We start from the raw sequence: 26,315 nt of genomic DNA on the forward strand, positions 1-26,315 counted from the left end.
CATGACACTTTTCGTGCCGGAAAGCGCCAGCGTAACAGCAGAATTGGGGCTGACCTGCGCCGTTACCCGAAATTGTCGATCTTGTTACTCCGTCATGCAGAACGAGTGGTGTTCATGGGTGACGTACCAGTCGCCCTCGCGGTGGCGCAGCCCGACGGTCAACCGCAACCGAGCGTCCGGATCCGAGGTCAGGCTTTCCTGGGTGGCGCACCGCAGCAGACCGTAGGCGAAGGCGACGTCTGCGCCGGCCGTGACGTCGAGTTCGAGGAGTTCGAATATGGCGCCACTGCGGAGGAAGTCGAAGAACGGGGGCCACGTGTCGCGATACGCGTCGAGTCCGCGCACGCCGGAATGGGGCGGCGGTACGTCGAAGAGCACGATGTCGGGGTCGTGATGGGCCAGCACACCGGAGATGTCGCATGCCAGCATGGCGTCGAGCCATCGGGTGATCAGCTGCCGGATTTCCATCTCGTCGCTCATACCGATGCAGACCCGGCCGCCGGGTGTAATTCATCGCGGCTGCCGACGAGTCTCTCCACACGCGGGGTTCAGCGAGAGGTGTTGCCCAGATGTCAGACGTAGTTGCCCGACGGCGGTGTGGGGTCCCGTCGTCCGTACACATATCGTCGGCGATCCCGGCATCGGCGCGGTCACCTACGAGGGCCGACTGCGGATGATCTCATCCGGATTCGACACCGATCCAGAGTTCCTCGACGCGGTGGCGTCCATGCTGACCGGAATGTCTGCATGACTATCGGTTCTGCACCCGTCAGAAGGGTGGCGGTTTGGTGCGTTCGGCGACGAAGGCGTCGTTGAGGCGGCGTTCGAGTTCGATGCGGTAGGCGCGGTCTTTGGCGCGGGTGCGGCGGCGTTTGGGCATCTTGAGGCCGCTGTGGGGTGTCGGCGCCTTGGTGATTTTCGGGATCGGCGCGGTGGGGGTGGACAGGGTGGGGAAGAGCAGTGCGCTGCCGGGTTGGGTGATGTGGGTTTGGCCGCTCGGTGCGGTCCAGATGACGGTGCCGTCGGGGAGTTGTTCGTCGCGCCAACCGGTTTTGCCGGTCCAGAAAGTCTTGAGTAAGTGGTGTTTTCGGCATAAACATTTGAGATTGGACGCGCATGTCGGGCCGGCGGGATAGGGCACGGTGTGGTCGATGTCGGTCAGGTAGGCGGGTTTGTCGCAGCCGGGGAAGCGGCAGGTCAGATCGCGGCAGCGCACGAAGTCCTGGAGCGCTGTGGAGGGTTCGTAGCGGGGTTCGGGGGGTGCGTCGCCGGGATGGGTGAGTTGGCGGATCCTGGCGCGGTCGAGGAACGCGGGCAGGATCACCGGGCTGAGTACACCGCCGCCGATGACGAACGCCGGTGCGGGAGTGGGCGACGGCTTTGGTGTGGGCGCAGGCTCGAGGTCGACCGGCTTGCACTCGGCCGAGAAGTCCTGTTGCGGCTCATTGCCGGTCAGCTCGTCTTCGCGCACACCGTTCCCCGGCTCCACAGGGTCCGACTCTGGGGAGGTTTCCGATGCGGACTCCAGGGGCCCGTGATCAGTGCGCTCTTGCTCCCGCGCAGCGTTATCCGGCTCGACAGGTGCGGGTTCTGTCTCAGTGCCACCCGACACGGCGGCGGGCTGGTCGCCATTGTCTTCTTGTGCAGCGTTGTGGTGCTTGGCGGCGGCGAGGGCTTCTTCGGTGGTGATGAGGTGGATGACGACGGTGGGGGTGGGGCGGTCGGGGGTGGTGGCGGGGCAGTCGGGGTTGTCGCATTCGCAGCGCAGCGGCTGTCCGGTGGACAGGGCGGCGAAGGCGTCGTTGCGGCGTTCCTTCATGGTGCGGGGGTCATCGGGGCACACGCTGCGGGCCAGGTCTTCGACGTGTTGTTCGAGGGCGACACCGTCGGGGCTGTACACGCGGGCGTAGACGGTCATCATCCCGGCAGCATCGGTGATGGTGCCGAACTGCAGGTCGCGGGTGTGGGTGGCGGGTTCGCGGCGGCGCAGGGCGGCGGGGTCGTGGATTTCGACCAGGGCGTCGATGGCTTCTTCGGTCTTGGCCTGGGATTTGGGTCCCCAGCAGGTGACTTGCTCGGCCAGGGCGGCGTCCACGGCGGCCATGGCGTCGGGGTCGGTGATCAGGTAGGTGCGGTAGACGATGGCGCGGATCAACAGGTCGCTGATCAGGCCGGCTTCAAAGAGTGCGGCGACGTGGGGGAATCGGTTGGCGAGCAGGACTCCGCGGTGGGTTTGGGCCGAGGCGAGTCGGTCGGTGATGTGGTGGGCGGCGGCCAGTTCACTCAGGACCGAGGTTTCGGGGTCGATGAACCAGTCCTCGCGGTCGGCGGCGTCGTCGATGCCGGTGCGGCGGCGGAACACTTCGGCCATGGCGGCGAGTTTGCGGGCGGCGGCGGCGGATTCGACGCGTCCCCACCCGGCAGAGGCGGCGACGATTTCCGCGTCACTCAACGCGGAGAAGGCCCCGATCTCGGGCAACGAACCATCGAACATACTGGCGATGCTAGCGAGGGTGTCTGACACGCCTCGAGGCCAAAACCCAGAGCCTGTGGATGAATTCGCCGCTGAGGAAAGCCCCGCGCTCAGCCGGTCGTGCGCTCCCGGAGAAGCAGCATCCCGTATGCCGCGATGCTCTGGGCGTCGGTGATCGTCCCCTCGGTGATCATCTGCTCGAACTCGTCGCGCGTGAACCAGGCACTGCGCATGTCCTGCTCCTCGTGCTCACGCTCGTGCGCGCCTTCGGTCAGTTCGGTGGCGAGGAAAACCCATCCCCGTTGGCTGCTCATCCCCGGCGCGACGTCGAGCAGTCCGAGCCTGGTGATCGAGTCGGCGCGCAGGCCGGTCTCCTCGCGGAGTTCGCGGGCGGCGAGCTCCGCCGGTTCCATGTCCGCACGCCCGGGAGCAGTGCCCTGCGGGAACTCCCACCGGCGCAACCCGAGCGGGTAGCGGTACTGCTCCACCAACATCAGTCGGTCGCCGTCACAGGCGATCACCAGGGCGTAGTTCGGCTTGTCGACGACGGCGTAGATCCCGTCGCTGCCGTCCGGCCGTTGTATGTCGTCCTCTCGCAACGTCAGCCAGTCGTTCCGGTACACCTCGCGCGACGCCACACGTCGGATCGATTCCACGCGCCCAGTATCACCGAGTGTGATGACGAGTAGCCTCGTCGGCGTGTTGCTGACCTCGCTCAACCCTGCCGCGGTCGCCAGTGGCGCCGACGTCTCCGACGCTGTCACCATCGGGGGCGTCGTGCTCAGCCGGAGCGATCTCGTCGGTGCCGCCACGTCGGTGGCCGAGCGCGTGGGTCGTGCGCAACGAGTCGCGGTGCTCGCCACGCCCACGCCCGCGACGGTGTTGGCCATCACCGGCTGCCTGATCGCCGGCGTTCCCGTCGTCCCCGTGCCCGCCGATGTGGGTGTCGCCGAACGCCGGCACATCCTCACCGACTCGGGCGCCCAGGCGTGGCTCGGCGAGAAGCCGGAGGACACCGACCTGCCGCACATCCCGGTCCGGATGCATGCGCGGTCCTGGCACCGCTACGCCGAACCGCATCCGGATTCGGCCGCGCTGATCATCTACACCTCCGGCACCACCGGGTCACCGAAGGGTGTGGTGATCAGCCGCCGGGCGATCGCCGCGGACCTCGACGCCCTCGCCGAAGCGTGGCAGTGGACACCGGACGACACCCTCGTCCACGGCCTGCCGCTCTACCACGTGCACGGGCTGGTGCTGGGACTACTCGGGTCGCTGCGTATCGGCAACCGGTTCATCCACACCGGCCGGCCGACGCCCGAGGCGTACGCGCAGGCCCACGGAACGCTGTACTTCGGGGTGCCGACCGTGTGGTCACGTATCGCGGCCGACGAGAACGCCGCGCGCACACTGACTTCGGCGCGGCTGCTGGTGTCCGGTAGCGCACCGCTGCCGGTTCCGGTATTCGACCGGGTGGCCGCACTGACCGGCCACCAGGTGGTGGAGCGCTACGGCAGCACCGAATCGTTGATCACGTTGAGTACCCGCGCCGACGGGGAACGCCGGCCCGGCTGGGTGGGCCTCCCGCTGACCGGTGTGCAGACGCGTCTCGTCGGCGACGACGGTGCGCCGGCGCCCCATGACGGTGAAACCATTGCGCGCCTGGAGGTTCGGGGACCGATGCTGTTCGACGGCTACCTGAACCGGCCCGACGCGACCGCCGATGTGCTCGATGCGGACGGGTGGTACCGCACCGGAGATGTGGCGGTCGTCGACGCTGACGGTATGCACCGCATCGTCGGGCGCGAGTCGGTCGACCTCATCAAGACCGGCGGATTCCGGGTGGGCGCTGGGGAGATCGAGACGGTCCTGCTCGGCCACGACGGCGTCGACGAGGCCGCGGTGGTGGGAGTTCCCGACGAGGATCTCGGTCAGCGCATCGTCGCCTTCGTGGTCGGAGACGCCGCACCGGATGCACTCATCGAGTATGTCGCCGAACAACTCTCGGTACACAAGCGGCCGCGCGAGGTGCGCATCGTCGACAGTCTGCCCCGCAACGCAATGGGTAAGGTCCTCAAAAAGGAGCTGGTGCAATGGGTGTGAGGTTCACCGATCTGTGTATCGACGCTGCAGACGTCCACGCGCTCGGCGGGTGGTGGGCCGAAGTGCTCGGATATGCGCAGGAAGTGACCGACGACGGCGACGTGGTCCTGCGCCCTCCGACGGGCGCCGGCCCTAATCTGCTGTTCCTGCCCGTGCCGGAGGGGAAGGTCGTCAAGAACCGTTTGCACATCGACCTCACACCCGACGATCAGCAGGCCGAGGTCGAGCGGCTGATCGCGATGGGCGCCCGCACAGTCGACATCGGCCAGGGCGAGCAGAGCTGGGTGGTGCTCGCCGACCCGGAGGGCAACGAGTTCTGCGTTCTCTCGGCCGAATGAATCAGGTCAGCGCGTCGATCGCGGCCTGCAGCCGCGCAGTGACCTCTTCGGCGATCGGTTGCAGCTGCGGTTCGCCGGTCACGTCCACCAGCAGTTGCGGGTTCATCGCCTCGACCAGGGTCGTCTGAGGATCGGACGGGTCGCTGCGGACCACCACGTTGCACGGCAGCAGAAGGCCGATCTGCCGGTCCACGCCAATCGCGCGGTGCGCCAGCGGCGGGTTACAGGCGCCGAGGATCAGGTAGTTCTCCATGTCCTCGTCGAGCTTGTTCTTCAGCGTCGATTTGACGTCGATCTCGGTCAGCACGCCGAAACCGTGCTCAGACAACGCTTCCCGGGTGCGTGCCACGGCGTCGTCGAAGGACGTGCGCAGGCTGGTGGATAGTGCGATGCTCATCATGACTCCTTTGTCTCGATGTCAGGCCAACGCGAGGAACAGTTTCTCCAGTTCGGCGACTGTCATCGGGTCACGCGCATCGGTGCCCTCACCAGCGACGCATTCCCGCAACCCGGTGGCGACGATCTTGAACCCGGCACGGTCGAGCGCCCGGGACACGGCAGCCAACTGCGTGACGACGTCTTTGCAGTCGCGGCCCTGTTCAATCATCGAGATGACGCCGGCGAGCTGGCCCTGGGCCCGGCGGAGCCGGTTGAGGACCGCGTCGATGGCTTCCTGATCGCCGACCATGTGCTTCCTTTCGTGTGCCTGCTGTCAGGGTACCCGCGGGGGTATATCCAGGGCAGGCAACACCCGCGGCGTTGAGGATGGTGAGGGGGTCATGGCGGGTTCCCTTCGGCGGATGGAGACTTTATACCCCCTGGGGTATCCTGGTAACATTCATTACATACCCCGGGGGGTATATGCGCGATCCGGCTTGGAACCAGAGGAACGAACCCATGATCCTGGAGCAGTACTACATCGAGTGTCTGTCGCATGCGTCATACCTGATCGGCGACGAGACGACCGGACGCGCGGTCGTGGTGGACCCACGTCGGGACATCACCGACTACCTCGCCGACGCTGAGAAGTACGGGTTGACGATCGAGGGCGTCATCAACACCCACTTCCACGCCGACTTCGTCTCCGGCCACCTCGAGCTGGTCGACGCGACCGGCGCCTGGATCGGATTCGGCGAAGCCGCGGAAACCGCATATCCGATCCGCCGGCTCAGCCACGGTGAGCATCTGTCGCTCGGCGAGGTCGACCTCGAGATCATCGACACACCTGGCCACACCTGGGAGTCGATCAGCATCCTCGTGCGCGAACGCCCCGATGCCGGGCCCACCGCCGTCCTGACCGGTGACTCCTTGTTCATCGGAGACGTCGGCCGGCCAGATCTGGCCAACCTCGGCGACGGTTCCACCGCGGACCTGGCACGGGCGATGTACCGCACCGTCCACAACCGGCTGCTGACACTGCCCGACTCGGTCATCGTCATGCCCGCACACGGCGCCGGCTCGTCGTGCGGCAAGAACCTGTCCACCGAGCTCACCTCCACGATCGGCGAGCAGCGTGCGACGAACCCGTCCGTGCAGCCGATGGGCGAAGACGCCTTCGTGGAGATGCTCACCGACGGTCAGCCGGCTGCACCGGCCTACTTCGCCTCCGACGCCGCGATGAACAAGCGGGTGCACCCGCTGCTACGGCATGACCGCGCGGTGCCCGAGATGACACCACAGCACATGCTGGCCGCGCTCGACGCGGGCGTGCGCGTGATCGACGCCCGTGGTGTGGAGGATTTCGCCACCGGGCACCTGCGCGGATCGGTCAACGTGGGTTTCGACGGGCGCTTCGCCGAGACGGGTGGCATGGTCGCCGACATCGGTGACGAGCTCGCCTTGATCACCTACCCGGGCGAAGAGCAGGACGCTGCGCTGCGATTGGCCCGGATCGGATTGGACAACGCCGTCGGCTACCTCAACATCGGCCCGGACGGCCGGTTCCCAGCCGAGCTGGCCGACCTGGTCCAGGCCGCACCGCGGATCACGGTGGCCGAACTCGACCGGCTGCAGGCCGAGGACGAGGTGACACTGATCGACATCCGCAACCCGGGTGAGCGTGAAGCGGGCGCCATACCCGGTTCGCTGCACATCCCGCTTGCGCAGTTGCGGGCGCGCGCACATGAGATCCCCACCGACAAACCCGTCGTCCTGCACTGCGCGGGCGGATGGCGGTCGAGCGTGGCGGCATCCTTGTTGCGGGCCAACGGTATTGATCAGGTCGCCGACCTGGTCGGCGGTTACAACGCGTGGGTCGAGGCCCACGCCACGGTGTGACAGCGGCGATTGGGCTTGGTTTCGGTGCGCTGATCGGCGTGCTGCTGGGCCTGCTGGGCCTGCTGGGTGGCGGGGGATCCATCCTCGCCGTTCCCGTACTGGTCTACGGGATGGGCTGGACATGGAACAGGCCATCCCGGTGTCGCTGATCGTCGTCGGGGCCGCCTCTGCCGTCGGTGTGCTGCCGAAAGTCCTTGCCGGACAGGTTCAATGGCGAATGGCTGCAATGTTCGCGGCCGCGGGCATCCCCGCGACGATCGTCGGCAGCGCCATCAGCAGGCACCTGCCCGAGCCGGCGCTGCTGATCGGGTTCGCGGCGCTGATGGTCGTCGCCGGGGCGCGCCTGCTGCTCGACGACGGCCGCACCGGCACGGCGTGCGCGGTCAAGACCGGAAAGGTCAACTGGCGTCGCTGCGTACCGCGGTCCATCGGCGCCGGCCTGCTCGTCGGCGTGCTGACCGGGCTGTTCGGCGTCGGCGGCGGATTCCTCATCATCCCGGCGCTCGTCGTGGTGCTGGGCGTCGAGATGTCGACGGCGATCGGCACGTCGCTGCTGATCATCGTTGCCAACTCGCTCGCCGGCGTGTCTTCGCATCTCCACGGGATCAGCATCGACTGGTCGGCCACCGCCGCATTCGTCGCGGCCGCCATGGTGACGTCGCTGATCGCTGGCCACTTCGGCACCAAGGTCGACACCGCGCGGTTGCAGCGCTGGTTCGCCTACCTGGTGTTCGTCGTCGCCGCCTACGTGCTCATCGACACCGTGTTCCTGGGCTGATCAGTTCGCGTGCAGCGCGTCGTTGAGCGTGATCCCGGTGCCGTCACGTTTGACCACCTCGACCGCGCCGGAAAGCGAATTGCGCCGGAACAGCAGGTTGTTCGCGCCGGAGAGTTCACGCGCCTTCACCGTCTGTCCGTCGCTCGTCTGCACCTTGGTGCCCGCGGTGACGTAGAGCCCGGCCTCCACCACACAGTCGTCGCCCAGTGAGATACCCACCCCGGCGTTGGCCCCCAGCAGGCAGCGCTTGCCGACGGAGATGACCTCTTTGCCGCCGCCGGACAGCGTGCCCATGATCGACGCGCCCCCGCCGACGTCGGACCCGTCGTCGACCACTACACCGGCCGAGATCCGGCCTTCCACCATCGACGAACCGAGCGTGCCCGCGTTGTAGTTGACGAAGCCCTCGTGCATCACCGTCGTGCCCGCGGCCAGATGCGCGCCCAACCGCACCCGGTCGGCGTCGGCGATGCGCACCCCGGTGGGCGCCACGTAGTCGACCATGCGCGGGAACTTGTCGATCCCGTAGACGGTGACGGAGCCGCGGCGGCGCAGGTGGGCGCGCACGGTCTCGAAGCCGTCGACCGCGCACGGTCCGTAGTTGGTCCACACCACATTGGCCAGGACGCCGAAGATGCCGTCCATGTTCGCGCCGCGCGGCTGGATCAGCCGGTGGGAGAGTAGGTGCAACCGCAGGTACGCGTCGTAACCGTCAGCGGGCTTGTCGTCGAGCGACGCGATCACGGTACGGACGACGACGATGTCGACGTCACGGTCCTCGTCGCGGCCGGTGAGCTCGCCGAGTTCGGCGGGCACCTCGTCGACCGACATCCGCACCGTGCCGGACGCGCCGAGATCGGCCCCCAGTTCGGGCGCCGGATACCACGTGTCGAGGACGGTTCCGTCGGCGGCGATGGTGGCCAGGCCGATTCCTGCAGCAGAAGTCACGGTGCTAGAGATTACCGTTGAGCCATGGTCTCCCCACAGGCTCTTCGCGCAAGCGGCTCATCGCTCGATCTCAGGGGTGACCCGGTCGACCTGACCGCGGCACTGGTCGACATCCCCAGCGAATCGCGACACGAACAGCGCATCGCCGACGAGATCGAGGCCGCGCTGCGTGAGCAGACCGACAGCTTCGAGATCATCCGCAACGGTGACGCCGTGCTGGCCCGCACCAACCGCGGCCTGCCCTCCCGCGTGTTGTTGGCCGGGCACATCGATACCGTGCCCGCCGCCGACAACGTCCCCAGCCGCCGAGACGGTGACGACCTGTACGGCTGTGGCACCTCCGACATGAAGTCCGGCGACGCGGTGTTCCTGCACCTCGCCGCCACCGTCGAGCAGCCCGCACACGACCTCACGCTGGTGATGTACGACTGCGAGGAGATCGAGGCCTCCGCCAACGGCCTGGGCCGCATCGAACGCGAACTGCCCGACTGGCTGCGGGCCGATGTGGCGATCCTCGGCGAACCGTCCGGCGGCTTCATCGAGGCCGGCTGTCAGGGCACGCTGCGCGTCGTGGTGAGCACGGCCGGGACGCGTGCGCATTCGGCACGATCGTGGTTGGGCGACAACGCGATTCACAAGGTCGGCGCGGTACTCGACCGGTTGGCGACCTACGACGCCCGCAGTGTCGACATCGACGGGTGTGTCTACCGCGAAGGGCTCTCCGCGGTGCGTATCGACGGCGGCATCGCGGGCAACGTGATCCCCGACGCCGCGTCGGTCACCGTCAACTTCCGCTTCGCGCCGGACCGCACCGTCGCGCAGGCGCTGGCTCACGTGCACGAGGTTCTGGACGGGCTCGACGTCGCCATCGAACAGACCGACGCCGCCGCCGGAGCGCTTCCGGGGCTGACCAAACCGGCCGCCGCGGCCCTCGTCGACGCCGCGGGCGGAGAGGTACGGGCCAAATACGGCTGGACCGACGTGGCGCGGTTCGCGGCACTGGGCATCCCGGCCGTCAACTACGGCCCCGGCGACCCGAACCTCGCGCACCGCGCGGACGAACGGGTCGAAGTCGGACAGATCACCGCGACGACCGAGGTGCTTCGGCGGTACTTATCCGCTTGACCGTCGCCGTACCGTGAAAGGCATGCTGAGAATCGACGCCTGAGTCGTCCTGTTTCCGTTCTGCGGTGCCGCCGTGCCCGCAGCTCACGAGAGATCTCTCGCATGTCTCAATCCTCGATCGTCTGTTCCTCCCTCTCGTTCGCCTGGCCCGACGAGACCGTCGTCTTCGCCGACCTGACCGCCTCATTCGGCGCCGGCCGAACCGGCCTCGTCGCGCCGAACGGCGCAGGCAAATCCACACTCCTGCGGCTGATCGCGGGACAGTTGCAGCCCTCGTCGGGCAGCGTCACCGTCGCCGGGACGCTCGGCTACCTGCCGCAGACCCTGCCGTTGGCCGCACACCTCACCGTCGCCGACGTGCTCGGCGTGGCCCCGGTGATCGAGGCGCTGAACGCGCTGGCCGCCGGGGACGTCGGCGACGCGGTGTTCACCGCGATCGGGGACGACTGGGACATCGAGGACCGCGCCCGCGCCGAACTGGACCGGTTGGGACTCGGGCACGTCGGCCTCGACCGTCGCCTCGAGACGCTGTCCGGGGGTGAGGTCGTCTCGCTGGGCCTGGCGGCGCAACTCCTGACGAGGCCGGACGTATTGCTACTCGACGAGCCGACGAACAACCTCGATGCCGACGCCAGGCATGCGCTCTACGCGGCGCTCGACGAGTACCCCGGCACGCTGCTGCTGGTCAGCCACGACCGGGCGTTACTCGACCGGACGGACCGGATCGCCGAGCTGTATCGCGGCGACATCGTCTTCTACGGCGGCAATTTCACGGCCTACCGGGACATGGTGGACCAGGCGCAGCACGCCGCCGAGAGCGAGATGCGCAACGCCGAACAACAGTTCAAGCGTGAGAAGCGTCAGATGCAGGAGGCCAGGGAACGCGCGGCGCGGCGCTCGAACACCGCGGCGCGCAACCTCTCCGACGCCGGACTGCCGAAGATCATCGCCGGTGCGAGGAAGCGCAGGGCTCAGGAGTCGGCGGGTAAGGCCGACGACGTCCACGCCAAACGGGTGGATGAGGCGCGTGCCCGCGTCGACGGCGCCGAACGCTCGCTGCGCGACGACGACGCCATCGTGCTGGAGCTACCGGAGACCGGCGTCCCGGCCGGCCGGACCCTGTTCGCGGGGAAAGGGCTACGCCTGCGCCGCGGTGGCCGGGAACTGTTCGCGGACAACGGGATCGACCTCGTGATCCGCGGGCCGGAACGCATCGCGCTGACGGGACCGAACGGTGCGGGCAAATCCACGCTGCTGCGGGTCATCGCGGGAACCATCGCCCCCGAGGCGGGCTCGGCGCAGCGGGCCGACGGACGGATCGCCTACATCTCGCAGCGCCTCGACCTGCTCGATGACGACCTCTCGGTGGCGGATAACCTGGCCCGCTTCGCCCCCGAGATGACCGTGACGCGAAGCCGTCATCTGTTGGCGCAGTTCCTGTTCCGCGGTGACCGCATTCACCTTCCGGTGGCTGCGCTCTCCGGTGGTGAGCGGCTGCGGGCGACGTTGGCGTGTGTGCTCTACGGTGAGCCCGCGCCCCAGTTGCTTCTGCTCGACGAACCGACGAACAACCTCGACCTGGTCAGCGTCGGTCAGCTCGAGTCGGCGCTCAACGCATATCAGGGTGCCTTCGTGGTGGTGAGCCACGACGAGCGGTTCCTCACCCAGATCGACGTGCACCGCCGGCTGCGGTTGGCCGACGGTGTGCTGGTCGAGGGGTGACGGTCAGACCTGCTGCGGGCGCGTCAGGGCAGCCGGCGGAACGATGCCCGGCCCGGCGTTGGGTTCGGGTTCGGGGGTGGGCGCACCGTCGTCCGGCAGTCGATCGTCGGGAACGATGCCCGGCCCGGCGTTGGGTTCCCCCGGAGCCGAACCTTCGGGGCCGGGACCTTCGGGGCCTCCGGCGCCCGTGGCCGCTTCCACGATCTGCTGGACGCCCTGCATCACCTGTTGCGGGATCTGCTGCAACCCCTGGGTGAGGCCCTGCATCGCACCGCTGCCCTGCTGACCCATCTGCCCGAGTTGCCCCAGCTGGCCGAGCACCTGGCCGATCGCGCCCGTCGCCCCGGAAGCCCCGGAAGCCCCGGAAGCCGGGCTCGCGCCACCGCCTCCGCCCCCACCACCGGACGGGTCGCCCGCGCCCTCCATCGTCGCCTTGAGCTTGCCCGCCGACCGCTCGTCGCCCTTGTCGTAGGCGGCGGCGGCCTTCCCGAGAAGCTCCGCGATCTTGTCACCACTTTTCGCGGTAGTCTGCAGCGTGCCCTGACGCGCACCGAGCAGATCGCTCAGCGCGTTCTGCACCGCGAACGCGATCTGACCGTGCGAGGTCTCGACACCCGCGACGGTCGGGGCACCGCCCAGTAACTGCGACACCCCCGCGGCGATCTCGGTATGCGTCTGGGAGAACTGGCGCAGACCATCGGTCTGCACGAACAACGGCCCACCGTTCATCGGGCCAGTTTAAGGGCCGGTCGAAGGTCCCCGGGGCGGCAAATTCCGGTGACGCACCGCATCGGCCTGGCGCATGGCGTCGGCCGCCGCGCTCTGCAAGCCCATCCCCGCGTACGCCGCCGCCGCCTCGTCCAGCCCGACGACGGCTGACGCGGTGAACGCCCTGGCGTGCACCAACGCAATCCGCCCGAACTCACAGTCGACGCCGAGGCGGGCCATGTGGTCGGCCGCGCGGGCATCCCCCAGGCGCACCGCGGTGTGCAACGCCCGCAATGCCACCGCCAGCTGGCCGCCGCGCTCGGCGGTGCGTGCGGCCTCGCGGGCGGCCGCGACCGCGCCGTGCGGGTCGCGCCGTGCCGACATCGTCCACGCCCGGCCGAGCGCGAGCTCGGGGGCGAACAGCATCGACTTGAGTCCGTGCCGAGATTCCGCGCGCGCCAACGCCTTTCCGGCCTCGACGGCGGCGCCCTGCTCACCGAGGGCCTGCGCCAACAGCATCCACGCCAGTGGACTCCAGGAATAGCCCGTCGGGGCCAGCGCCATCGCTGCGTCGCGCAGCAGCGTCACGGCACTGTCGAGTTCCCCGCGCGCGATGAGCACGTCGGCGATCAGCACCTCGCCGATCGCCCGGCCCGGCTGCTGCAGCTCGGCGAATTCGGTGAGCCGGCGCGCCAATTCGTGCGCGTGGTCCAGACGGCCGGACATCATCAGCGCCGTCGTCTGCCCGAATCCACTGGTGAACCGCAGTAGGCCCGGATGGTGGGCCGCCGCCGCCCGCTCCGCCAACCCGTCGACCTCGATGAACCGGCCCATGCGGGCACAGCTGAGCGCCGCGGCGGCCGCCGCCCACCCGATCGCTGCATCGTCGGCCTGCTCGGAGGCCAGCACCTCTGCGGCGATCTCCATCGCCCGGGCCGGGGTGCCCGAGTTCATTGCGAACGTCGACGACAGCGCGTCGATCGTCGTCCTGGCCGCCGGGTCGACAACACGGTTGCGGACCGTGCGCAGGAACGCGGTCGCCCGTTCGGGTTCCGAGAGCATCCAGAACCGGTTCGCCGCGCACGGCAGCGCCCAGGCCATCAACTCCGCTTCGCTCAACGCGGACTCGTCGACACCCGCGAGCACCTCGTCGGCTTCGCGGCCCCGGCCCTGCCAGCCGAGCGCATATCCCAGCGCCAGCCGGGCCCGAAGATCGCCCGCCTCCTGCAGTGCCGCCCGCGCCAGCCGTTCGCTCAGCGTGAGGTCTCCCAGCCGCAGTGCCTCCTCGGCGGCGGCCGTCAACTCCGCGGCGGGTATGTCGCGATCGCTGTCGAGGGCCAGCACCGCCACCTGCAGCCGGTCGAGAACACCGGTAGGCCGCGCTGCAGCCAGGCGCCCGGCCACGTCGGTACGGAGCCTGCGCAGGTCCGGTCCGCCCATCCGGTTTCGTACGGCGTCGACGAACAACGGATGCCCCGCGTGCGCCAGTTCACCCTCGACGGTGACCGCCCCGGCTTCCCTCGCCGCGGTGACGGCCTCGTCACCGGCCAGCGCGCTCAGATCCGTGACCCGGATCGGATCGCAGACCGCGAGGTACTCCAGGGCGGCCCGCGCCGGCGCCGGGAGATCCCCGATGAACGACTCGACCTGCGCCGCGACCCTCGTGTCGTCGTGACCGGGGGGCTGGAGGTCGACGCGGGCCAGGAGGTCGTCCACCCACAGCGTCACCACCTGGGCGGGTGTCGGTGCCCCGGCGGTCACCGACACCACCAGCCCGGCCGTGCCGGTGAGGGCCAGTTGATAGAGCAGGGTCGCCGAGAGCGGGTCGAGGAGATGCGCATCGTCGACGAACAGCATCTGATCGCGCAGGCGCTCGCGCGCCGCCCGCACGATCGCCGCCGTCTTACCGGCCTGCGGGATGTCGATCAGATGCCGGAACGCGCCGAACGGGATGACGGCGTTCGATGCGGTCCCGGTCACCCACGGACCCGGGCCCAGGCGTTGGGCGGCGATCCGCAACAGCGTCGTCTTCCCCACGCCGGCCGGACCGATCAGCACCGCGCCCGACTGCTGGCGGACACCCGCATCGACGGAATCCAGCGCCGGTTCGGCCGGCGCCACCACCCAGTCCACAGGCACCGCCGGATTCTAGGACCGACTAGGTTGTGCGTGTGTCCGATCAGCCCGACCGACCGTGGGCAGTCTGTGTGTACTGCGCCTCCAGCCCGACCGACGAGAGATTGCTGAACCTGGCCACCCGCGTCGGGGAGGCGATCGCCGACCGCGGCTGGACGCTCGTCTCCGGTGGCGGCAACGTCTCGGCGATGGGTGCGGTCGCGCAGGCGACCAGGGCGCGCGGCGGCCGGACCATCGGGGTGATCCCGAAGGCGCTGGTGCACCGCGAGGTGGCCGATGTCGATGCCGACGAACTCGTGGTCACCGACACGATGCGGGAGCGCAAGCAGGTGATGGAGGACCGCGCCGACGCGTTCCTGTCGCTGCCAGGGGGTATCGGCACGCTCGAGGAATTCTTCGAAGCCTGGACCGCGGCCTACCTGGGTATGCACGACAAGCCGGTGGTGATGCTCGATCCGATCGGTCACTACGACGGTTTGCTGGCCTGGTTGCACGGTCTGGTGGACAGCGGTTACGTCGCCCGCAGTGCACTTGACAGGTTGATCGTCGTCGAGGACGTCGACGAGGCGATGGCAGCATGCGCCCCTCGCCGCTGATCGGGCGCGGCTAGGGTGTTGCCAACGGACGACGATCGGAGGGTTTGCACCGCATGAGCGACGAGAAATCGGGGGTCCGGAGCAGCGTCGGGTTGCTCGACATCGCGGAGAGGCTGCCGGCGTTTCTCATGGACGTGCCGACCATCCTGGGCGGCGTCGTGACCGGCTTCGGGGCGAGGCCGTCGGCGAAGACCTCGATCGGCAAGGTCTTCCAGGAGCGGGCCGCGAAGTACGCCGACAACACCTTCCTGAGGTTCGAGGACCAGGAGATCACCTACCGGCAGGCCAACGAGACGGTCAACCGCTACGCCGCGGTGCTGGCCGCCCGCGGAGTGGGCCACGGTGACGTCGTCGCGATCATGCTGCGCAACTCGCCCGAACCGGTGCTGCTCATGCTGGCGGCGGTCAAATGCGGCGCGATCTCCGGCATGCTCAACTACCACCAGCGCGGTGACGTGCTCGAGCACAGCCTCGGCCTGCTGTCGGCGAAGGTGGTGATCGCCGACCCCGATTTCGTCGATCCCATCAAGGAGTCCGGCGCGGACACTGACGGCCTGGTGACGATCGAGGAGTTCGAGAAGCTCGCCGAGACCGCCCCGACCGGCAACCCGGCGTCGGCCTCCGCCGTCCTCGCGAAGGACAAGGCGTTCTACATCTTCACCTCGGGCACCACCGGGATGCCCAAAGCCAGCGTGATGACGCACTACCGCTGGCTACGGGCACTGGCCGGGTTCGGTGGTCTCGGTGTGCGCCTGAGCAGCAACGACACCCTGTATTGCTGCCTGCCGCTCTACCACAACAATGCGCTAACGGTGGCGCTGTCGTCGGTGCTGAATTCCGGTGCGACGCTGGCGCTGGGCAAGTCGTTCTCGGCATCGAAGTTCTGGGACGACGTCATCCGCTATGACGCGACCGCGTTCGTCTACATCGGTGAGATCTGCACCTACCTGCTCAACCAGCCCGAGAAGGATACCGACCGCAAGCACAAGGTGCGGGTGATCTGCGGGAACGGTCTGCGCCCGGCGATCTGGGACGAGTTCACCACCCGGTTCGGCATCAAGCGGGTCTGCGAGTTCTACAGCGCCAGCGAGGGCAACACCGCCTTCGTCAACGCGCTCAACGTCGACAAGACCACCGGCATCTGCCCGAGTCCGGTCGCCTACGTCGAGTACGACGGCGAGTCGGGCGATCCGGTCCGCGACGACAAGGGGCGGGTGAAGAAGGTCCGCAACGGTGAGCCCGGTCTGCTGCTGAGCAAGGTCAGCAGCTTCCAGCCCTTCGACGGTTACACCGACGAGAAGGAATCCGAGAAGAAGCTGGTCCGCGACGCCTTCAAGGACGGCGACGTGTGGTTCAACACCGGCGATCTGATGCGCTACCAGGGCTTCGGGCACGCCGCGTTCGTCGACCGGCTCGGCGACACCTTCCGGTGGAAGGGCGAGAACGTCGCCACCACCGAGGTCGAGGCCGCACTGTCGATGGACCCGACGGTCGACGAGTGCACGGTCTACGGCGTCGAGGTCGAAGGCACCGGCGGCCGTGCGGGCATGGCGGCGATCAAACTCAACGACGGTAGCGACTTCGACGGTAAGAGCCTCGCGGAGACCCTGTATGAGCGGTTGCCCCCCTACGCGGTGCCGCTGTTCGTCCGGGTGGTCGAGGAACTCGCACAAACGTCGACCTTCAAGAGCCAGAAGGTCGACCTGCGCAAGGAGGGCTTCGGCGGCAGCAGCGGCGAGGGCGACGACGACGACGTCCAGATCGACGACGCGATCTACGTCCTGTCCGGCAGGGCCGAGGGTTACGTACCGTTCTACGGGGAGTACCCCGCAGAGGTGAAGGACGGCAAGAAGCCGAAGGGCTAGTCGTAGACGATGACCGCGCGGCCCAGGACGTCACCGCGGGCAATGGCGTCCAGGGTCTCGTTGACCTCATCGAACCGCACCCGGGTCACGGTGTGTTTGATCCGGCCGGCTTCGGCGAGGGCCAGCACCTCGGTGAGGTCGTTGTAGTTCCCCCAGAACGACCCGAAGTACGTGTACTCCCGCGCCACCAGGGGGAACAGCGGGATGTCGACCCGGTTGCCGATCAGCCCGACGGACGCCACGGCGCCTTCGGTGGCCAGCAGTGAGAACGCCAGCCGGATCGAGTCCTCGGAGCCCGCACACTCGATGACCGCGTCGAGTTCCCCACGGCCCGTGAGGTTCTCGAGTTCCTCGCGGACGGCGTCGGTGTCTTTGTCGCGGACGTTGATCGCGTGGTCGGCGCCGTTGTCGAGGGCGATCTTGAGCTTGTCCTCGCTGCGGGCGAACGCCACCACGTCGGCGCCGCCGCCGAGCAGCTTCGCGTACTGCGCGCCGTAGCTGCCCAGCCCGCCGATCCCGCTGACCGCCAGCGTGCGGCCGGCACCGAGGTGGCCCCCGGCACGCAACTTCTTGAGCCCGCGGTACGGCGTCAGGCCGGCGTCGGTGAGCGGAGCCAGATTCTCCGGCGTCAGGTCGCCGCGCCCGGGCATCTTGATCAGATATCGGTAGTTGACCGGCAGGTACTCCTGATAGCCGCCGTGCCGGCTGAAGCCCGCCCATACGCCGTGGGCGCAGAGCTGTTCATTGCCTACATGGCACTGCCGGCAGGCGCCGTCGCCCCAGCTGCCGAACACCACCACCTGGTCGCCCTCGGACAGTCCGGCCGACTTCGGCACGTCGGCGCCGAGACCCTCGACCCACCCGGCGACCTCGTGTCCGGGGGTGATGGGGAAGTCCATCTCCAGACCGCTGTCGAAGTAGCCGTCGATCAACTGGAAATCCGTGCGGCACATGCCGGCCCCGCCGACTTTGACCAGCACCTCGTCGGGAGCGACGGGCGGCACGGCGATCTCCTCGAGTCGCAGGGGTTGCTTGTACCCGTACATACGGGCGGCGCGCATCTTCATCTCTCCGGTCCTCTCCGGCTGTCCAGAAAACGAAATGACGTGACGATCATCACCCATCCGTGCCGACATCGCAGGCCTATCCGCGGACGGTCTCTAGCCTGGGAGTGTGGAGTCGACCTTCTGCGGACGCCGGGTGGCCGGTGACCGTGCGTTGATCATGGCGATCGTGAACCGGACGCCGGACTCGTTCTACGACCGCGGCGCGACGTTCACCGACGAGGACGCCAAGGCCGCCGCGCACCGCGTCGTCCAGGACGGCGCCGACGTCGTCGACGTGGGTGGGGTGAAGGCGGGGCCCGGGCAGACTGTGGACGCCGACGAGGAGATCGCCCGCGTCGTGCCCTTCATCGAATGGCTGCGGCACACCTTCCCCGATGTCGTGATCAGCGTCGACACCTGGCGTGCGGCGGTGGCGAAACAGGCGTGTGCGGCCGGCGCCGACCTGATCAACGACACCTGGGGCGGCGTCGACCCGGAACTGCCCGCAGTCGCCGCCGAGTTCGACGCCGGCCTGGTGTGCTCGCACACCGGGGGAGCGGTGCCGCGCACCCGCCCGTTCCGCGTCCACTACGGCATCACCGAACACGGCGTGGTCGACGACGTCATTGCCGAGGTCACTTCCGCCGCGCGGCGGGCGGTGGCCGCCGGGGTCTCACCCGACCGCATCCTGATCGATCCGACGCACGATTTCGGGAAGAACACTTACCACGGTCTTACTTTGTTGCGTCACGTGGAAGAGCTTGTAAAAACTGGATGGCCGGTCCTGATGGCACTGAGCAACAAAGATTTCGTCGGGGAGACTCTGGGGGTGGGTTTGACTGAACGCCTCGAGGGCACGCTGGCAGCCACCGCTCTGGCCGCTGCGGCCGGTGCGGCGATGTTCAGGGTGCACGAGGTCGGACCCACTCGGCGTGTACTCGAAATGGTCGCGTCGATCCAGGGCGTGCGTCCGCCGACGCGCACAGTGAGGGGATTGGCATGACACTGACTCCGGAGCTGGAAACACCCGAACTGCACTCCGCCGACGCAATCGCGCGGCACCGCTGGTTCGACACCCACAGCTGGAACCGCCCGACGTGGACGATCGCCGAACTGGAGGCCGCCAAGGCCGGGCGCACAGTGTCCGTTGTGCTGCCCGCGTTGAACGAGGAGCAGACCGTCGCCGGGGTGATCGAGACCATCACCCCCCTGCTCGGTGGTCTCGTCGACGAGTTGATCGTGCTGGACTCGGGCTCCACCGACGACACCGCGATCCGGGCCCTGGCCGCCGGTGCGCGGGTGGTGAGCCGCGAGACGGCCCTGCCGGAGGTCGCACCGCAACCGGGTAAGGGTGAGGTCCTGTGGCGTTCGCTGGCCGCGACCACCGGCGACGTGATCGCGTTCGTCGACTCCGACCTGCTCGACCCCGACCCGATGTTCGTGCCCAAGCTCCTCGGTCCGCTGTTGCTCACCCCGGGTGTCCACCTGGTCAAGGGCTTCTACCGGCGCCCGCTGAAGGTCAGCGGACGTGAGGACGCCAACGGTGGCGGCCGCGTCACCGAACTGGTGGCCCGCCCGCTGCTCGCGTCGCTGCGCCCCGAGCTGACCTGCCTGCTTCAGCCGCTGGGCGGCGAGTACGCCGGCACCCGCGAACTGCTGACATCGGTGCCGTTCGCGCCGGGATACGGCGTGGAGATCGGCCTGCTGGTCGACACCTACGACCGGTTGGGCCTCGACGGCATCGCCCAGGTGAACCTCGGCGTGCGCACCCATCGCAACCGTCCGCTGACCGAACTCGCCTCGATGAGCCGTCAGGTCATCGCGACGCTGATGTCGCGCTGCGGGATCGGCGACTCCGGCGTCGGGCTCACCCAGTTCTTCGCCGACGGTGAGGGCTTCACCCCGCGCGCATCGGGCGTCTCGCTGGACGACCGGCCGCCGATGGTCACCCTGCGGCCGCGCTAGGCCTGTCAGACCGGTCAGGCAGTATCGGTGTCGTAGCGCACACCACGCGATAACGTAACTCGCGTGAGAGTCGCTCTGTATCTGCGCCAGAGTCAGGACCGGTCGGGTGAACAGCTCGGCATCGACCGCCAACGTGAGGACTGCCTGCGGTTGATTGCGGCTCGCGGTTGGACGATCGCGGCCGAGTTCGTCGACAACGACGTCTCAGCGCTGTCGCGGAAACCCCGACCCCAGTTCATCGCGATGATGGCGCGGGTCGACGCTGGCGAGTTCGATGTGATCGTTGCGCGACATATGGACCGACTTCTCCGCCGCCTCGCCGAGCTGGAGAGCGTGCTCGAGCGCTGCCAGTCGACGAGCACAACGATCGTCACCGCGGCCGATGGCATCGACACCGGCACAGACGGTGGACGCACGGTGGCGCGCATCATGGCGTCCATCGCGCAAGGGGAGGTCGAGCGCAAAGCTGCCCGTCACCGCTCAGCATCCGTCCAGGCCGCCCAGCAAGGCCGCTGGGTCGGCGGAGGCCGGCCGTTCGGGTACGACGCGGACGGGATGACGATCCGGCCCAACGAAGCGGCACTGATCCGGCAGGGCTTCGCAGACTTCCTCGCGGGGGAGTCGTTCGGTGAGATCGCTCGTCGGTGGGTAGCGGCCGGCTACAGGACGCCTCAGGGCAACGAATGGTCGCGCTATGCGGTACGTGACGTGCTGACGAACCCCCGGTACTGCGGGCTGCGACGACACGTACCTAACGACCAGCTCGGCGCGATGCGTAAGAATCCCGAACTGGGGATCGTCGGGCCGGCGCAATGGGCCGCGATCGTGGACGAACCGACGTGGCGCGCCGTGGCGCGGACAATGGCGAGTGACGACCGCCGGCGGGCTCCGGTCGCCGCCAAAGGCCTACTGACGGGGGTTGGGCTCTGCGGTGTCTGTGGGCAAACGGTGCAGCGCAGCGGCGCTAGTGTCGCTGCGCCGCAGTACCGATGCCGATCGCGTCAGCACGTCACGCGGCGCGCTGAACCAGTCGACCAGTATGTGTCTGCCGTGGCGGTGGCAAGACTGGCTGCTCCCGACGCCGGCAGTCTGTGGACGACCGACACTCCCGACGCTGCCGAGCTGATGGCGGAAGCGGATGCATTACGTCGGCGCCGCGACGACCTGGCCGAGCTCGTCGCTGACGGAGCGATGACCCCGGCGCAATTCAGGTCGGCGAATGAACGGGTGCTGACGAAGCTCGGTGACGTCGAGACCAGGATTGCAGCGTTTGGACGGTCATCGCCGCTTGCGATCGTCGCTGAGACCGACGTCGAAGCGGCGTGGGCCGGGCTATCTGTCGCGCAGCGGCGCAGCGTCATCGACGCGCTGATGGTGCCCGTGCTGCACCTGCCTGGCCGCGGAACGCGCACGTTCAATCCTGAAACCGTTGAAATCCGTTGGAAGGGTTGAGAAGTGGCGAATGTGTCGAAGTACCAGCGCGACGTAGTGATCCGCTGTAACCACGGCGTCGCGGACCTCGAGCCGGAGTATGTTTCGCGGTACCGCTTCATGGCGGAGCAGGAACTCTGGGCGCCGGTCGACCGGGGTAGCACCGAGTCGACGGACGTTGGTGGCGATGGCGGTGACGGCTGGTTCCCGGCCAAACCGGCGCCTGGCCCACGCCATAACCAGCAGAAAATTCGTTGCCGGTGCGGCAAGGAGCTGTCTATCACGACCGAGCGTCTTCAGTCGCTGCTCGCGATGGTTGCGCCTGCGGGGCAACCGGTCACGGTCACTGGGCTGCAACGCATCTTGGACCGCGGGTCTGCGTTGATGCCCAAGCGTCGGAAGTAGCTGCTAGAGTTTTTGCATTGCCGCGGCATTGCGCCGCGAGCCGAGGTCGATTGCCTCAGGTCCAACCGGATCGCTCCGGGCTAGTTCGTCATGCCCAGAGGATCCGATGTCTTCCCAGCTCGATCAGCCGTCCAAGCTCAGTCAGCGCGGCCGCGTCGCCGCGCTCACCCGGTCTCGTCCCGCTGACGACCCGGAGCTCGTCGAAGCGAAACGCAACCTGAAGGCGCTCAGCCTCGAGGAATACGTCCGCCGCGTCGTCTCTGAAGCGCCACCGCTCACCGACGAGCAGCGCGACCGAATCGCTGCACTTCTCCGCGCGGGCGGTGTCGCATGACGCTGGAACGAAGAAACCCGGGCACTTCGGCCCGGGCCACCTCGACGACGCCAATCGCTACAGCCGAGCATAACGCCAACGACACTGTGTTTCGCTTGGTCTCGCAGCAGGTGTGCTGGTGGGTCGTGCATGAGTTCGTGGCCCCGTATCTCGAGCGGGCCGGCGACTGGCCCATGGTCGGCACGCCGTCGTGGTGCCAGCTCGACGATTCCGACCCCGCGAAATGGGCCGCGGTCCTCGACGCCGCGCGGCATTGGGCGCTGCGCGTCGACACCTGCCAACACGCGCTGGCCGACGCCGGCGAGGCGATTTCAGCCGCCGAGGACTGGACGAAGGTCGCACGGATAATCAAGGGCCGCAGTGATTATCACGCGACACGGCCGTGGGCGAAGCGGATCGGTGGCCGGTGAACGATCCCCGTCTCGTCGCTCGAGGCAAAGCTGTCTCAGAGCGGCTCGCTCACTTCGATGCCGGCGGCTTCCCTGTCCTCGAGACGGACTGGTCCGCCGACATTCCGTTGCCGCCAGAGCCGCCACCCGACGACGCGCGGGCGGCTCCGTCTCGTCGAGCGCTCGAATCCGACGACGATTCGGTCATCGACGGTGCGCGGTTCATCCTCGATCAGCCGTCCGGGATCCCGGCACTGTGGGGCCGCGACGCGCAGGTGTTGTGGGCCGAGGGTGAAGCACTCATGATCGCGGGGCCGCAGGGCGTCGGAAAGACCACGCTCGCCGGCCAGCTCGTGCGCGCACTGCTCGTCGGCGGTGAAGTGCTCGGCTTGCCGGTCCAGCAGAGCGGAGGCCGGATTCTGTACCTCGCCATGGACCGGCCACGCCAGATCAGCCGATCACTGAGCCGCCAGTTCACCGAAGCCGACCGCGACGTCCTCGCCGAGCGTTTGGTGATCCGGCCCGGCCCGCCCTCGGCGAACATGGCAGCGCAACCGACGCTGCTCGTCGGGATGGCCGAGCACTACGGCGCCGACGTGGTAATCGTCGACAGTCTCAAGGACGCGGCGATCGGCCTGTCCGAGGACGAAGTCGGAGCCGGTTACAACCGCGCCCGCCAGCTCGTCCTGGCCGCCGGCGTGCAACTCGCCGAGTTGCACCACGTCGTGAAGCGCAGCACCGGCAACGACCGACCATCGTCACCGGTTGACGCGATCTACGGGTCCACGTGGCTGACGTCGGGGGCCGGGTCGATCGTGCTGCTGTCCGGCGAACCGGGTGACCCAATCGTCGGCTTCCGACACGTCAAGCAACCCGGCGACGAAGTGGGGCCGTGGCGGCTGCTGCACGACGCCGCGGCCGGTGTGCTGAGCGTCGAGCACAGCGTCGATCTCGTCGCTCTTGTGAAGGCCGGCGGACCCGATGGGCTCACGGCTAAGGGCGCCGCGCAGGCGATCACCGAGAAGCCCAATCCGACACGCGCCGACGTCGAGAAGGCGCGCCGCAAACTCGAAAGGCTGGCCGCGGACGGTGTTCTCGTGGCGGTGTCCGGCGACGATCGGCGGCAGACGACCGCATGGTTCCTCGCCGCGTCAGGCACGTCACGCCACGTCACGGATGACAGCGAAACCGCAGGTCAGGGACGTCACGGCCTGGTTGGGGATCACGAATCATGAGGCACGTCACGGATTCGCTATTTGCGCTGGTCAGCACGTCACGCACCACGTCACGCACGTCACGAAACGGCACGTCACGCCACCCACCCCTACGGGGTGAGTGGGTGGCGTGAGCACGGCACCGTGACGACCCCTGAGACAGACCCCCGAGACCACTGAGGAGAACCGATGATCCCCGAGTACGAAGACGTCCCAGGCGCGGCCGCCGCGGCACGCGCGACAGTCGCCCGCGAGTACGCGCTGCGCCGCATCGCTGCCCAGCTCGACGACACCCGGCCAACGTTCTGCCGCCCGACGACCGACGCCGAGGACGCGGAGATCCGGGCGCAAGCAGTGCGCACCGTCGAGCGCGGCGCCCAGTACGCCGGCCTGACGCTCGCCGAGGTCGACGCGGCCGAACTCGAGGTCCGGCGGGTGTACCTCGACGCCTCGGGCCGCGAGTACCTGCTGTCGGTCGCCCGTCACGAGATCACGCTGCTGTCGATGTCGGAACCGGACGGCCCTGGCCCCGATGCCGAGGGTTACCGCTTCGACGGCGGGGCGGCGCTGTGATCGCCGCCGTCACCGGTGTGGTGCTCTCGCCTGAGGACGCCGAGTTCATCGTCGGAGCGCTCGACGAGTTCACGCGCGTGCTGGCTGAGCGGCGTTCGAGTCCGTCGTCGCGGCTGGCCGGCAGCATCGAGCAGCTACGCCGCGCGACACGAAAGTGTGGTGCCCTCAGCGCGAACGCCACACCCGGCCGGAGTTCGTCAGCAGACGAAACCGAGACAGGTCACGATGCCAGCTATGCGACCTGCTCGACCGTCGAAGCTGCGCGGATTCTTGGTGTCGGCGCGAGCGCTGTCCGCAACAGCGCTCAGCGCAATCCGCGCAAGCTCGGCAGTCGCCGCGTCGGCAACCGGTGGACGCACGACCTTGCCCGCGTCGAATACCACGCTGCGCGCCGGAAGGGTCGCCGCTGATGCCTGAAGTCACCGTCGTTTCGATACCGAACGTGGATCTCGTCCGAGTCGGCGTCCACGAAATCTCAACCGGCACATGGCGAGTTGACGCTGCTGACCTCGCAGACGCCGTAGCCGCCCACCGGGCCGGTGTCGTGCGCGCCCCGGTCGTCAAGCTCGGGCACACGGGGATGGGTGACGCCGCGCCGGCTCTCGGACGCGTCACGAACCTACGGCTCGCCGAAGGCGGCGCCGTCCTGGCCGCCGACTTTGAAGGCGTCCCGAAAGCCGTCGCCGCGGTCATCCGCAGCGCGTACCCGCAACGCAGCGTCGAGGGATGGACGAACTTCACCGACCCCGCCAGCGGCCGGACCTACCGGTTCGTCCTCACCGCGGTCGCGCTGCTCGGCGCGGAGATGCCCGGAGTCGACGGCCTGACCGACCTTGGTGACGTCGCAGCGCTCTACGGTGTCGCCGCCAAACGCGTCGCGATCGCGGGGTCGACGACCCCAGCCACCTACGACGACACGGGGCGCTCACGCGCCGTCCAAGTCGCCGCCGCACGACGGCGACGCAACCAACGAACGATCGGAGTCTGAACATGCCGAACGCCCTGCTGCCGAAGCTCAACGGCCGCGAGCTGACAGTCGACGTCGCGCTGAGGACGCCGAGCGTCATCGCCGCTCGGATCGCGAAGCTCGCCGACGATCAGCTGCTGCTGCCGCAGTTCACGCACCAGCTCGGCGCGGCCGTGCAGGGCGGCGGAATGCTCTACAGCACGGTCACTGCCGCGAATTACTACACCCGCGACGACGTCGAGCAGCGCGCCCCCGGATCCCAGTACCGCGAGACCGCCGGCGTGGACCCCACCCCGCAGCTCGCGGCCGTCGAGGACTGGGGCGCGAAGGTTCAGGTTCCGGACGAGTACATCATCCGCAACAACGTCTCCTACATGGATCAGCAGACGACCCAGCTCGCCAACACGATCGCCCGCAAGCTCGATGAGCGGTTGCTCGCCAAGCTCAGCGAAGCGTTCAACGATGGCTCGAACACCGTTCCGGGCAACAGCTGGTTGGACCTCGTGACGGTCGGCGATCCCGCGACGCTCACCCCGTCCGCCGCACTGCCATCGGCCGACCTCGCCGCTGCCCAGCTCGCGGCCGACATGCAGGAACTCGGCGTGAAACACGACCTCCTCGTGGTGCATCCGCAGGAAGCGTTCGCGCTGAAAGTGGCGTACGCCGACAAGCTCGACGACATGCTGAAGTCGGCCGGCGTCAGTTTATTCACCAACCCGCGTCTGACAGCCGGCACAGCGTTCGCGCTCCAGAAGGGCACAGTCGGGACGGTCGGCTTCGAGATCGGACTGACCGTCGACGTCATCGACGACCGGCACACCCGCTCCAAGTGGGTGCAGGCCTACGTCGTCCCGGCGATCGCCATCGACCGAATCCAGGCCGCCAAGAAGCTGACCGGTCTCGCCTCGTAAGCGCCGCCCAC

The 26,315-nt window shown here is 68.2% G+C and carries 28 protein-coding genes and 1 pseudogene; 20 read left to right on the forward strand and 9 right to left on the reverse strand.

The features are described from left to right. Positions 1-84 precede the first annotated feature (84 nt). Positions 85-480, reverse strand: coding sequence for a YybH family protein (locus I7X18_RS07985; protein WP_193047628.1), 396 nt, complete (start codon positions 478-480; stop codon positions 85-87). A 115-nt stretch (positions 481-595) separates the two neighbouring features. On the opposite strand from I7X18_RS07985, the gene I7X18_RS07990 reads away from it, so the two are divergent. Next, a complete protein-coding gene (locus I7X18_RS07990) occupies positions 596-751 on the forward strand; it encodes a hypothetical protein (protein ID WP_193047627.1) in 156 nt (51 codons plus the stop codon). An 18-nt stretch (positions 752-769) separates the two neighbouring features. Here the strand turns inward: I7X18_RS07990 and I7X18_RS07995 are convergent, their stop codons facing one another. Further along, a complete protein-coding gene (locus I7X18_RS07995; RefSeq protein WP_198730537.1) occupies positions 770-2,494 on the reverse strand; it encodes an HNH endonuclease signature motif containing protein in 1,725 nt (574 codons plus the stop codon). Positions 2,495-2,583: 89 nt separating this feature from the next. Then, complete coding sequence (locus tag I7X18_RS08000; protein ID WP_193048179.1) at positions 2,584-3,129, reverse strand: NUDIX domain-containing protein; 546 nt, start codon at positions 3,127-3,129, stop codon at positions 2,584-2,586. 43 nt (positions 3,130-3,172) lie between these two features. Here I7X18_RS08000 and I7X18_RS08005 point away from each other — a divergent pair, with 43 nt between their 5' ends. Further along, positions 3,173-4,576, forward strand: coding sequence for an acyl-CoA synthetase (locus I7X18_RS08005; protein WP_193048311.1), 1,404 nt, complete (start codon positions 3,173-3,175; stop codon positions 4,574-4,576). Next, the gene (locus I7X18_RS08010; RefSeq protein WP_193048180.1) at positions 4,567-4,914 is read left to right on the forward strand and encodes a VOC family protein; all 348 of its coding nucleotides are present in this window, start codon (positions 4,567-4,569) and stop codon (positions 4,912-4,914) included. The genes I7X18_RS08005 and I7X18_RS08010 overlap by 10 nt, the downstream gene beginning before the upstream one ends. Before the next feature lies 1 nt (position 4,915). Here I7X18_RS08010 and I7X18_RS08015 read toward each other — a convergent pair whose 3' ends face one another. Both I7X18_RS08015 and I7X18_RS08020 read right to left on the reverse strand, forming a co-directional pair. Then, positions 4,916-5,311 (reverse strand): DUF302 domain-containing protein, encoded by a 396-nt coding sequence (locus tag I7X18_RS08015; protein ID WP_193048181.1) that lies wholly within the window; start codon positions 5,309-5,311, stop codon positions 4,916-4,918. Between the two features lie 21 nt (positions 5,312-5,332). Further along, a complete protein-coding gene (locus tag I7X18_RS08020) occupies positions 5,333-5,602 on the reverse strand; it encodes a metal-sensitive transcriptional regulator (protein WP_193048182.1) in 270 nt (89 codons plus the stop codon). Positions 5,603-5,811: 209 nt separating this feature from the next. On the opposite strand from I7X18_RS08020, the gene I7X18_RS08025 reads away from it, so the two are divergent. After that, complete coding sequence (locus I7X18_RS08025) at positions 5,812-7,191, forward strand: MBL fold metallo-hydrolase (protein WP_193048183.1); 1,380 nt, start codon at positions 5,812-5,814, stop codon at positions 7,189-7,191. Continuing rightward, a pseudogene (locus tag I7X18_RS08030) lies at positions 7,188-7,969 on the forward strand (sulfite exporter TauE/SafE family protein). Before I7X18_RS08025 ends, I7X18_RS08030 begins: the two are co-directional and overlap by 4 nt. Here the strand turns inward: I7X18_RS08030 and dapD are convergent. Next, entirely contained in the window at positions 7,970-8,917 is a 948-nt protein-coding gene (gene dapD / locus I7X18_RS08035; RefSeq protein WP_193048184.1) for a 2,3,4,5-tetrahydropyridine-2,6-dicarboxylate N-succinyltransferase, read from the reverse strand. It lies immediately after the preceding pseudogene. Positions 8,918-8,941: 24 nt separating this feature from the next. Here dapD and dapE point away from each other — a divergent pair, with 24 nt between their 5' ends. Both dapE and I7X18_RS08045 read left to right on the forward strand, forming a co-directional pair. After that, the gene (gene dapE / locus I7X18_RS08040; protein WP_193048185.1) at positions 8,942-10,042 is read left to right on the forward strand and encodes a succinyl-diaminopimelate desuccinylase; all 1,101 of its coding nucleotides are present in this window, start codon (positions 8,942-8,944) and stop codon (positions 10,040-10,042) included. A 102-nt stretch (positions 10,043-10,144) separates the two neighbouring features. Next, positions 10,145-11,764 (forward strand): ABC-F family ATP-binding cassette domain-containing protein, encoded by a 1,620-nt coding sequence (locus I7X18_RS08045; RefSeq protein WP_193048186.1) that lies wholly within the window; start codon positions 10,145-10,147, stop codon positions 11,762-11,764. A gap of 3 nt (positions 11,765-11,767) precedes the next feature. On the opposite strand, the gene I7X18_RS08050 is transcribed toward I7X18_RS08045, so the two are convergent. After that, positions 11,768-12,493 carry an ESX-1 secretion-associated protein gene (locus tag I7X18_RS08050; protein ID WP_226864378.1) on the reverse strand — a complete coding sequence of 242 codons (726 nt, stop codon included), beginning with the start codon at positions 12,491-12,493 and terminating at the stop codon, positions 11,768-11,770. A gap of 9 nt (positions 12,494-12,502) precedes the next feature. Beyond that, entirely contained in the window at positions 12,503-14,611 is a 2,109-nt protein-coding gene (locus I7X18_RS08055; RefSeq protein ID WP_193048187.1) for an ATP-binding protein, read from the reverse strand. A 32-nt stretch (positions 14,612-14,643) separates the two neighbouring features. On the opposite strand from I7X18_RS08055, the gene I7X18_RS08060 reads away from it, so the two are divergent. Together I7X18_RS08060 and fadD6 are read left to right on the forward strand one after the other, a co-directional pair. Next, complete coding sequence (locus tag I7X18_RS08060; RefSeq protein WP_193048188.1) at positions 14,644-15,204, forward strand: cytokinin riboside 5'-monophosphate phosphoribohydrolase; 561 nt, start codon at positions 14,644-14,646, stop codon at positions 15,202-15,204. Positions 15,205-15,257: 53 nt separating this feature from the next. Next, on the forward strand, positions 15,258-17,069 hold the full coding sequence (fadD6, locus tag I7X18_RS08065; protein ID WP_193048189.1) for a long-chain-acyl-CoA synthetase FadD6: 1,812 nt from the start codon (positions 15,258-15,260) through the stop codon (positions 17,067-17,069). Here the strand turns inward: fadD6 and I7X18_RS08070 are convergent. Further along, positions 17,066-18,136, reverse strand: a complete 1,071-nt coding sequence (locus I7X18_RS08070) for an NAD(P)-dependent alcohol dehydrogenase (protein ID WP_193048190.1) — start codon at positions 18,134-18,136, stop codon at positions 17,066-17,068. The two genes, fadD6 and I7X18_RS08070, sit on opposite strands and share 4 nt — an antisense overlap. Positions 18,137-18,242: 106 nt before the next feature. On the opposite strand from I7X18_RS08070, the gene folP reads away from it, so the two are divergent. The 11 genes from folP to I7X18_RS08125 all read left to right on the forward strand — a co-directional run bounded on the left by folP (position 18,243) and on the right by I7X18_RS08125 (position 26,304). Continuing rightward, entirely contained in the window at positions 18,243-19,118 is an 876-nt protein-coding gene (gene folP, locus I7X18_RS08075; protein WP_193048191.1) for a dihydropteroate synthase, read from the forward strand. Beyond that, entirely contained in the window at positions 19,115-20,080 is a 966-nt protein-coding gene (locus tag I7X18_RS08080) for a glucosyl-3-phosphoglycerate synthase (protein WP_226864379.1), read from the forward strand. Before folP ends, I7X18_RS08080 begins: the two co-directional genes overlap by 4 nt. A gap of 63 nt (positions 20,081-20,143) precedes the next feature. Next, positions 20,144-21,532, forward strand: a complete 1,389-nt coding sequence (locus I7X18_RS08085; RefSeq protein WP_193048192.1) for a recombinase family protein — start codon at positions 20,144-20,146, stop codon at positions 21,530-21,532. 3 nt (positions 21,533-21,535) lie between these two features. Next, positions 21,536-21,916, forward strand: coding sequence for a hypothetical protein (locus I7X18_RS08090; protein WP_193048193.1), 381 nt, complete (start codon positions 21,536-21,538; stop codon positions 21,914-21,916). Between the two features lie 106 nt (positions 21,917-22,022). Beyond that, complete coding sequence (locus tag I7X18_RS08095; RefSeq protein ID WP_193048194.1) at positions 22,023-22,250, forward strand: hypothetical protein; 228 nt, start codon at positions 22,023-22,025, stop codon at positions 22,248-22,250. Then, entirely contained in the window at positions 22,247-22,660 is a 414-nt protein-coding gene (locus tag I7X18_RS08100; protein WP_193048195.1) for a DUF2742 domain-containing protein, read from the forward strand. Before I7X18_RS08095 ends, I7X18_RS08100 begins: the two co-directional genes overlap by 4 nt. Continuing rightward, entirely contained in the window at positions 22,657-23,874 is a 1,218-nt protein-coding gene (locus I7X18_RS08105) for an AAA family ATPase (RefSeq protein ID WP_193048196.1), read from the forward strand. Before I7X18_RS08100 ends, I7X18_RS08105 begins: the two co-directional genes overlap by 4 nt. 168 nt (positions 23,875-24,042) lie before the next feature. Beyond that, positions 24,043-24,426, forward strand: a complete 384-nt coding sequence (locus I7X18_RS08110) for a hypothetical protein (RefSeq protein ID WP_193048197.1) — start codon at positions 24,043-24,045, stop codon at positions 24,424-24,426. Further along, on the forward strand, positions 24,423-24,836 hold the full coding sequence (locus I7X18_RS08115) for a hypothetical protein (RefSeq protein WP_193048198.1): 414 nt from the start codon (positions 24,423-24,425) through the stop codon (positions 24,834-24,836). Before I7X18_RS08110 ends, I7X18_RS08115 begins: the two co-directional genes overlap by 4 nt. Then, complete coding sequence (locus I7X18_RS08120) at positions 24,836-25,414, forward strand: hypothetical protein (RefSeq protein ID WP_193048199.1); 579 nt, start codon at positions 24,836-24,838, stop codon at positions 25,412-25,414. Before I7X18_RS08115 ends, I7X18_RS08120 begins: the two co-directional genes overlap by 1 nt. A gap of 2 nt (positions 25,415-25,416) precedes the next feature. Further along, positions 25,417-26,304: a major capsid protein gene (locus I7X18_RS08125; protein WP_193048200.1), complete on the forward strand. Its 888-nt coding sequence runs from the start codon at positions 25,417-25,419 to the stop codon at positions 26,302-26,304. Positions 26,305-26,315 lie beyond the last annotated feature (11 nt).

It is taken from the genome of Mycolicibacterium baixiangningiae, from assembly GCF_016313185.1.
In the GTDB taxonomy this organism is placed as follows: domain Bacteria; phylum Actinomycetota; class Actinomycetes; order Mycobacteriales; family Mycobacteriaceae; genus Mycobacterium; species Mycobacterium baixiangningiae.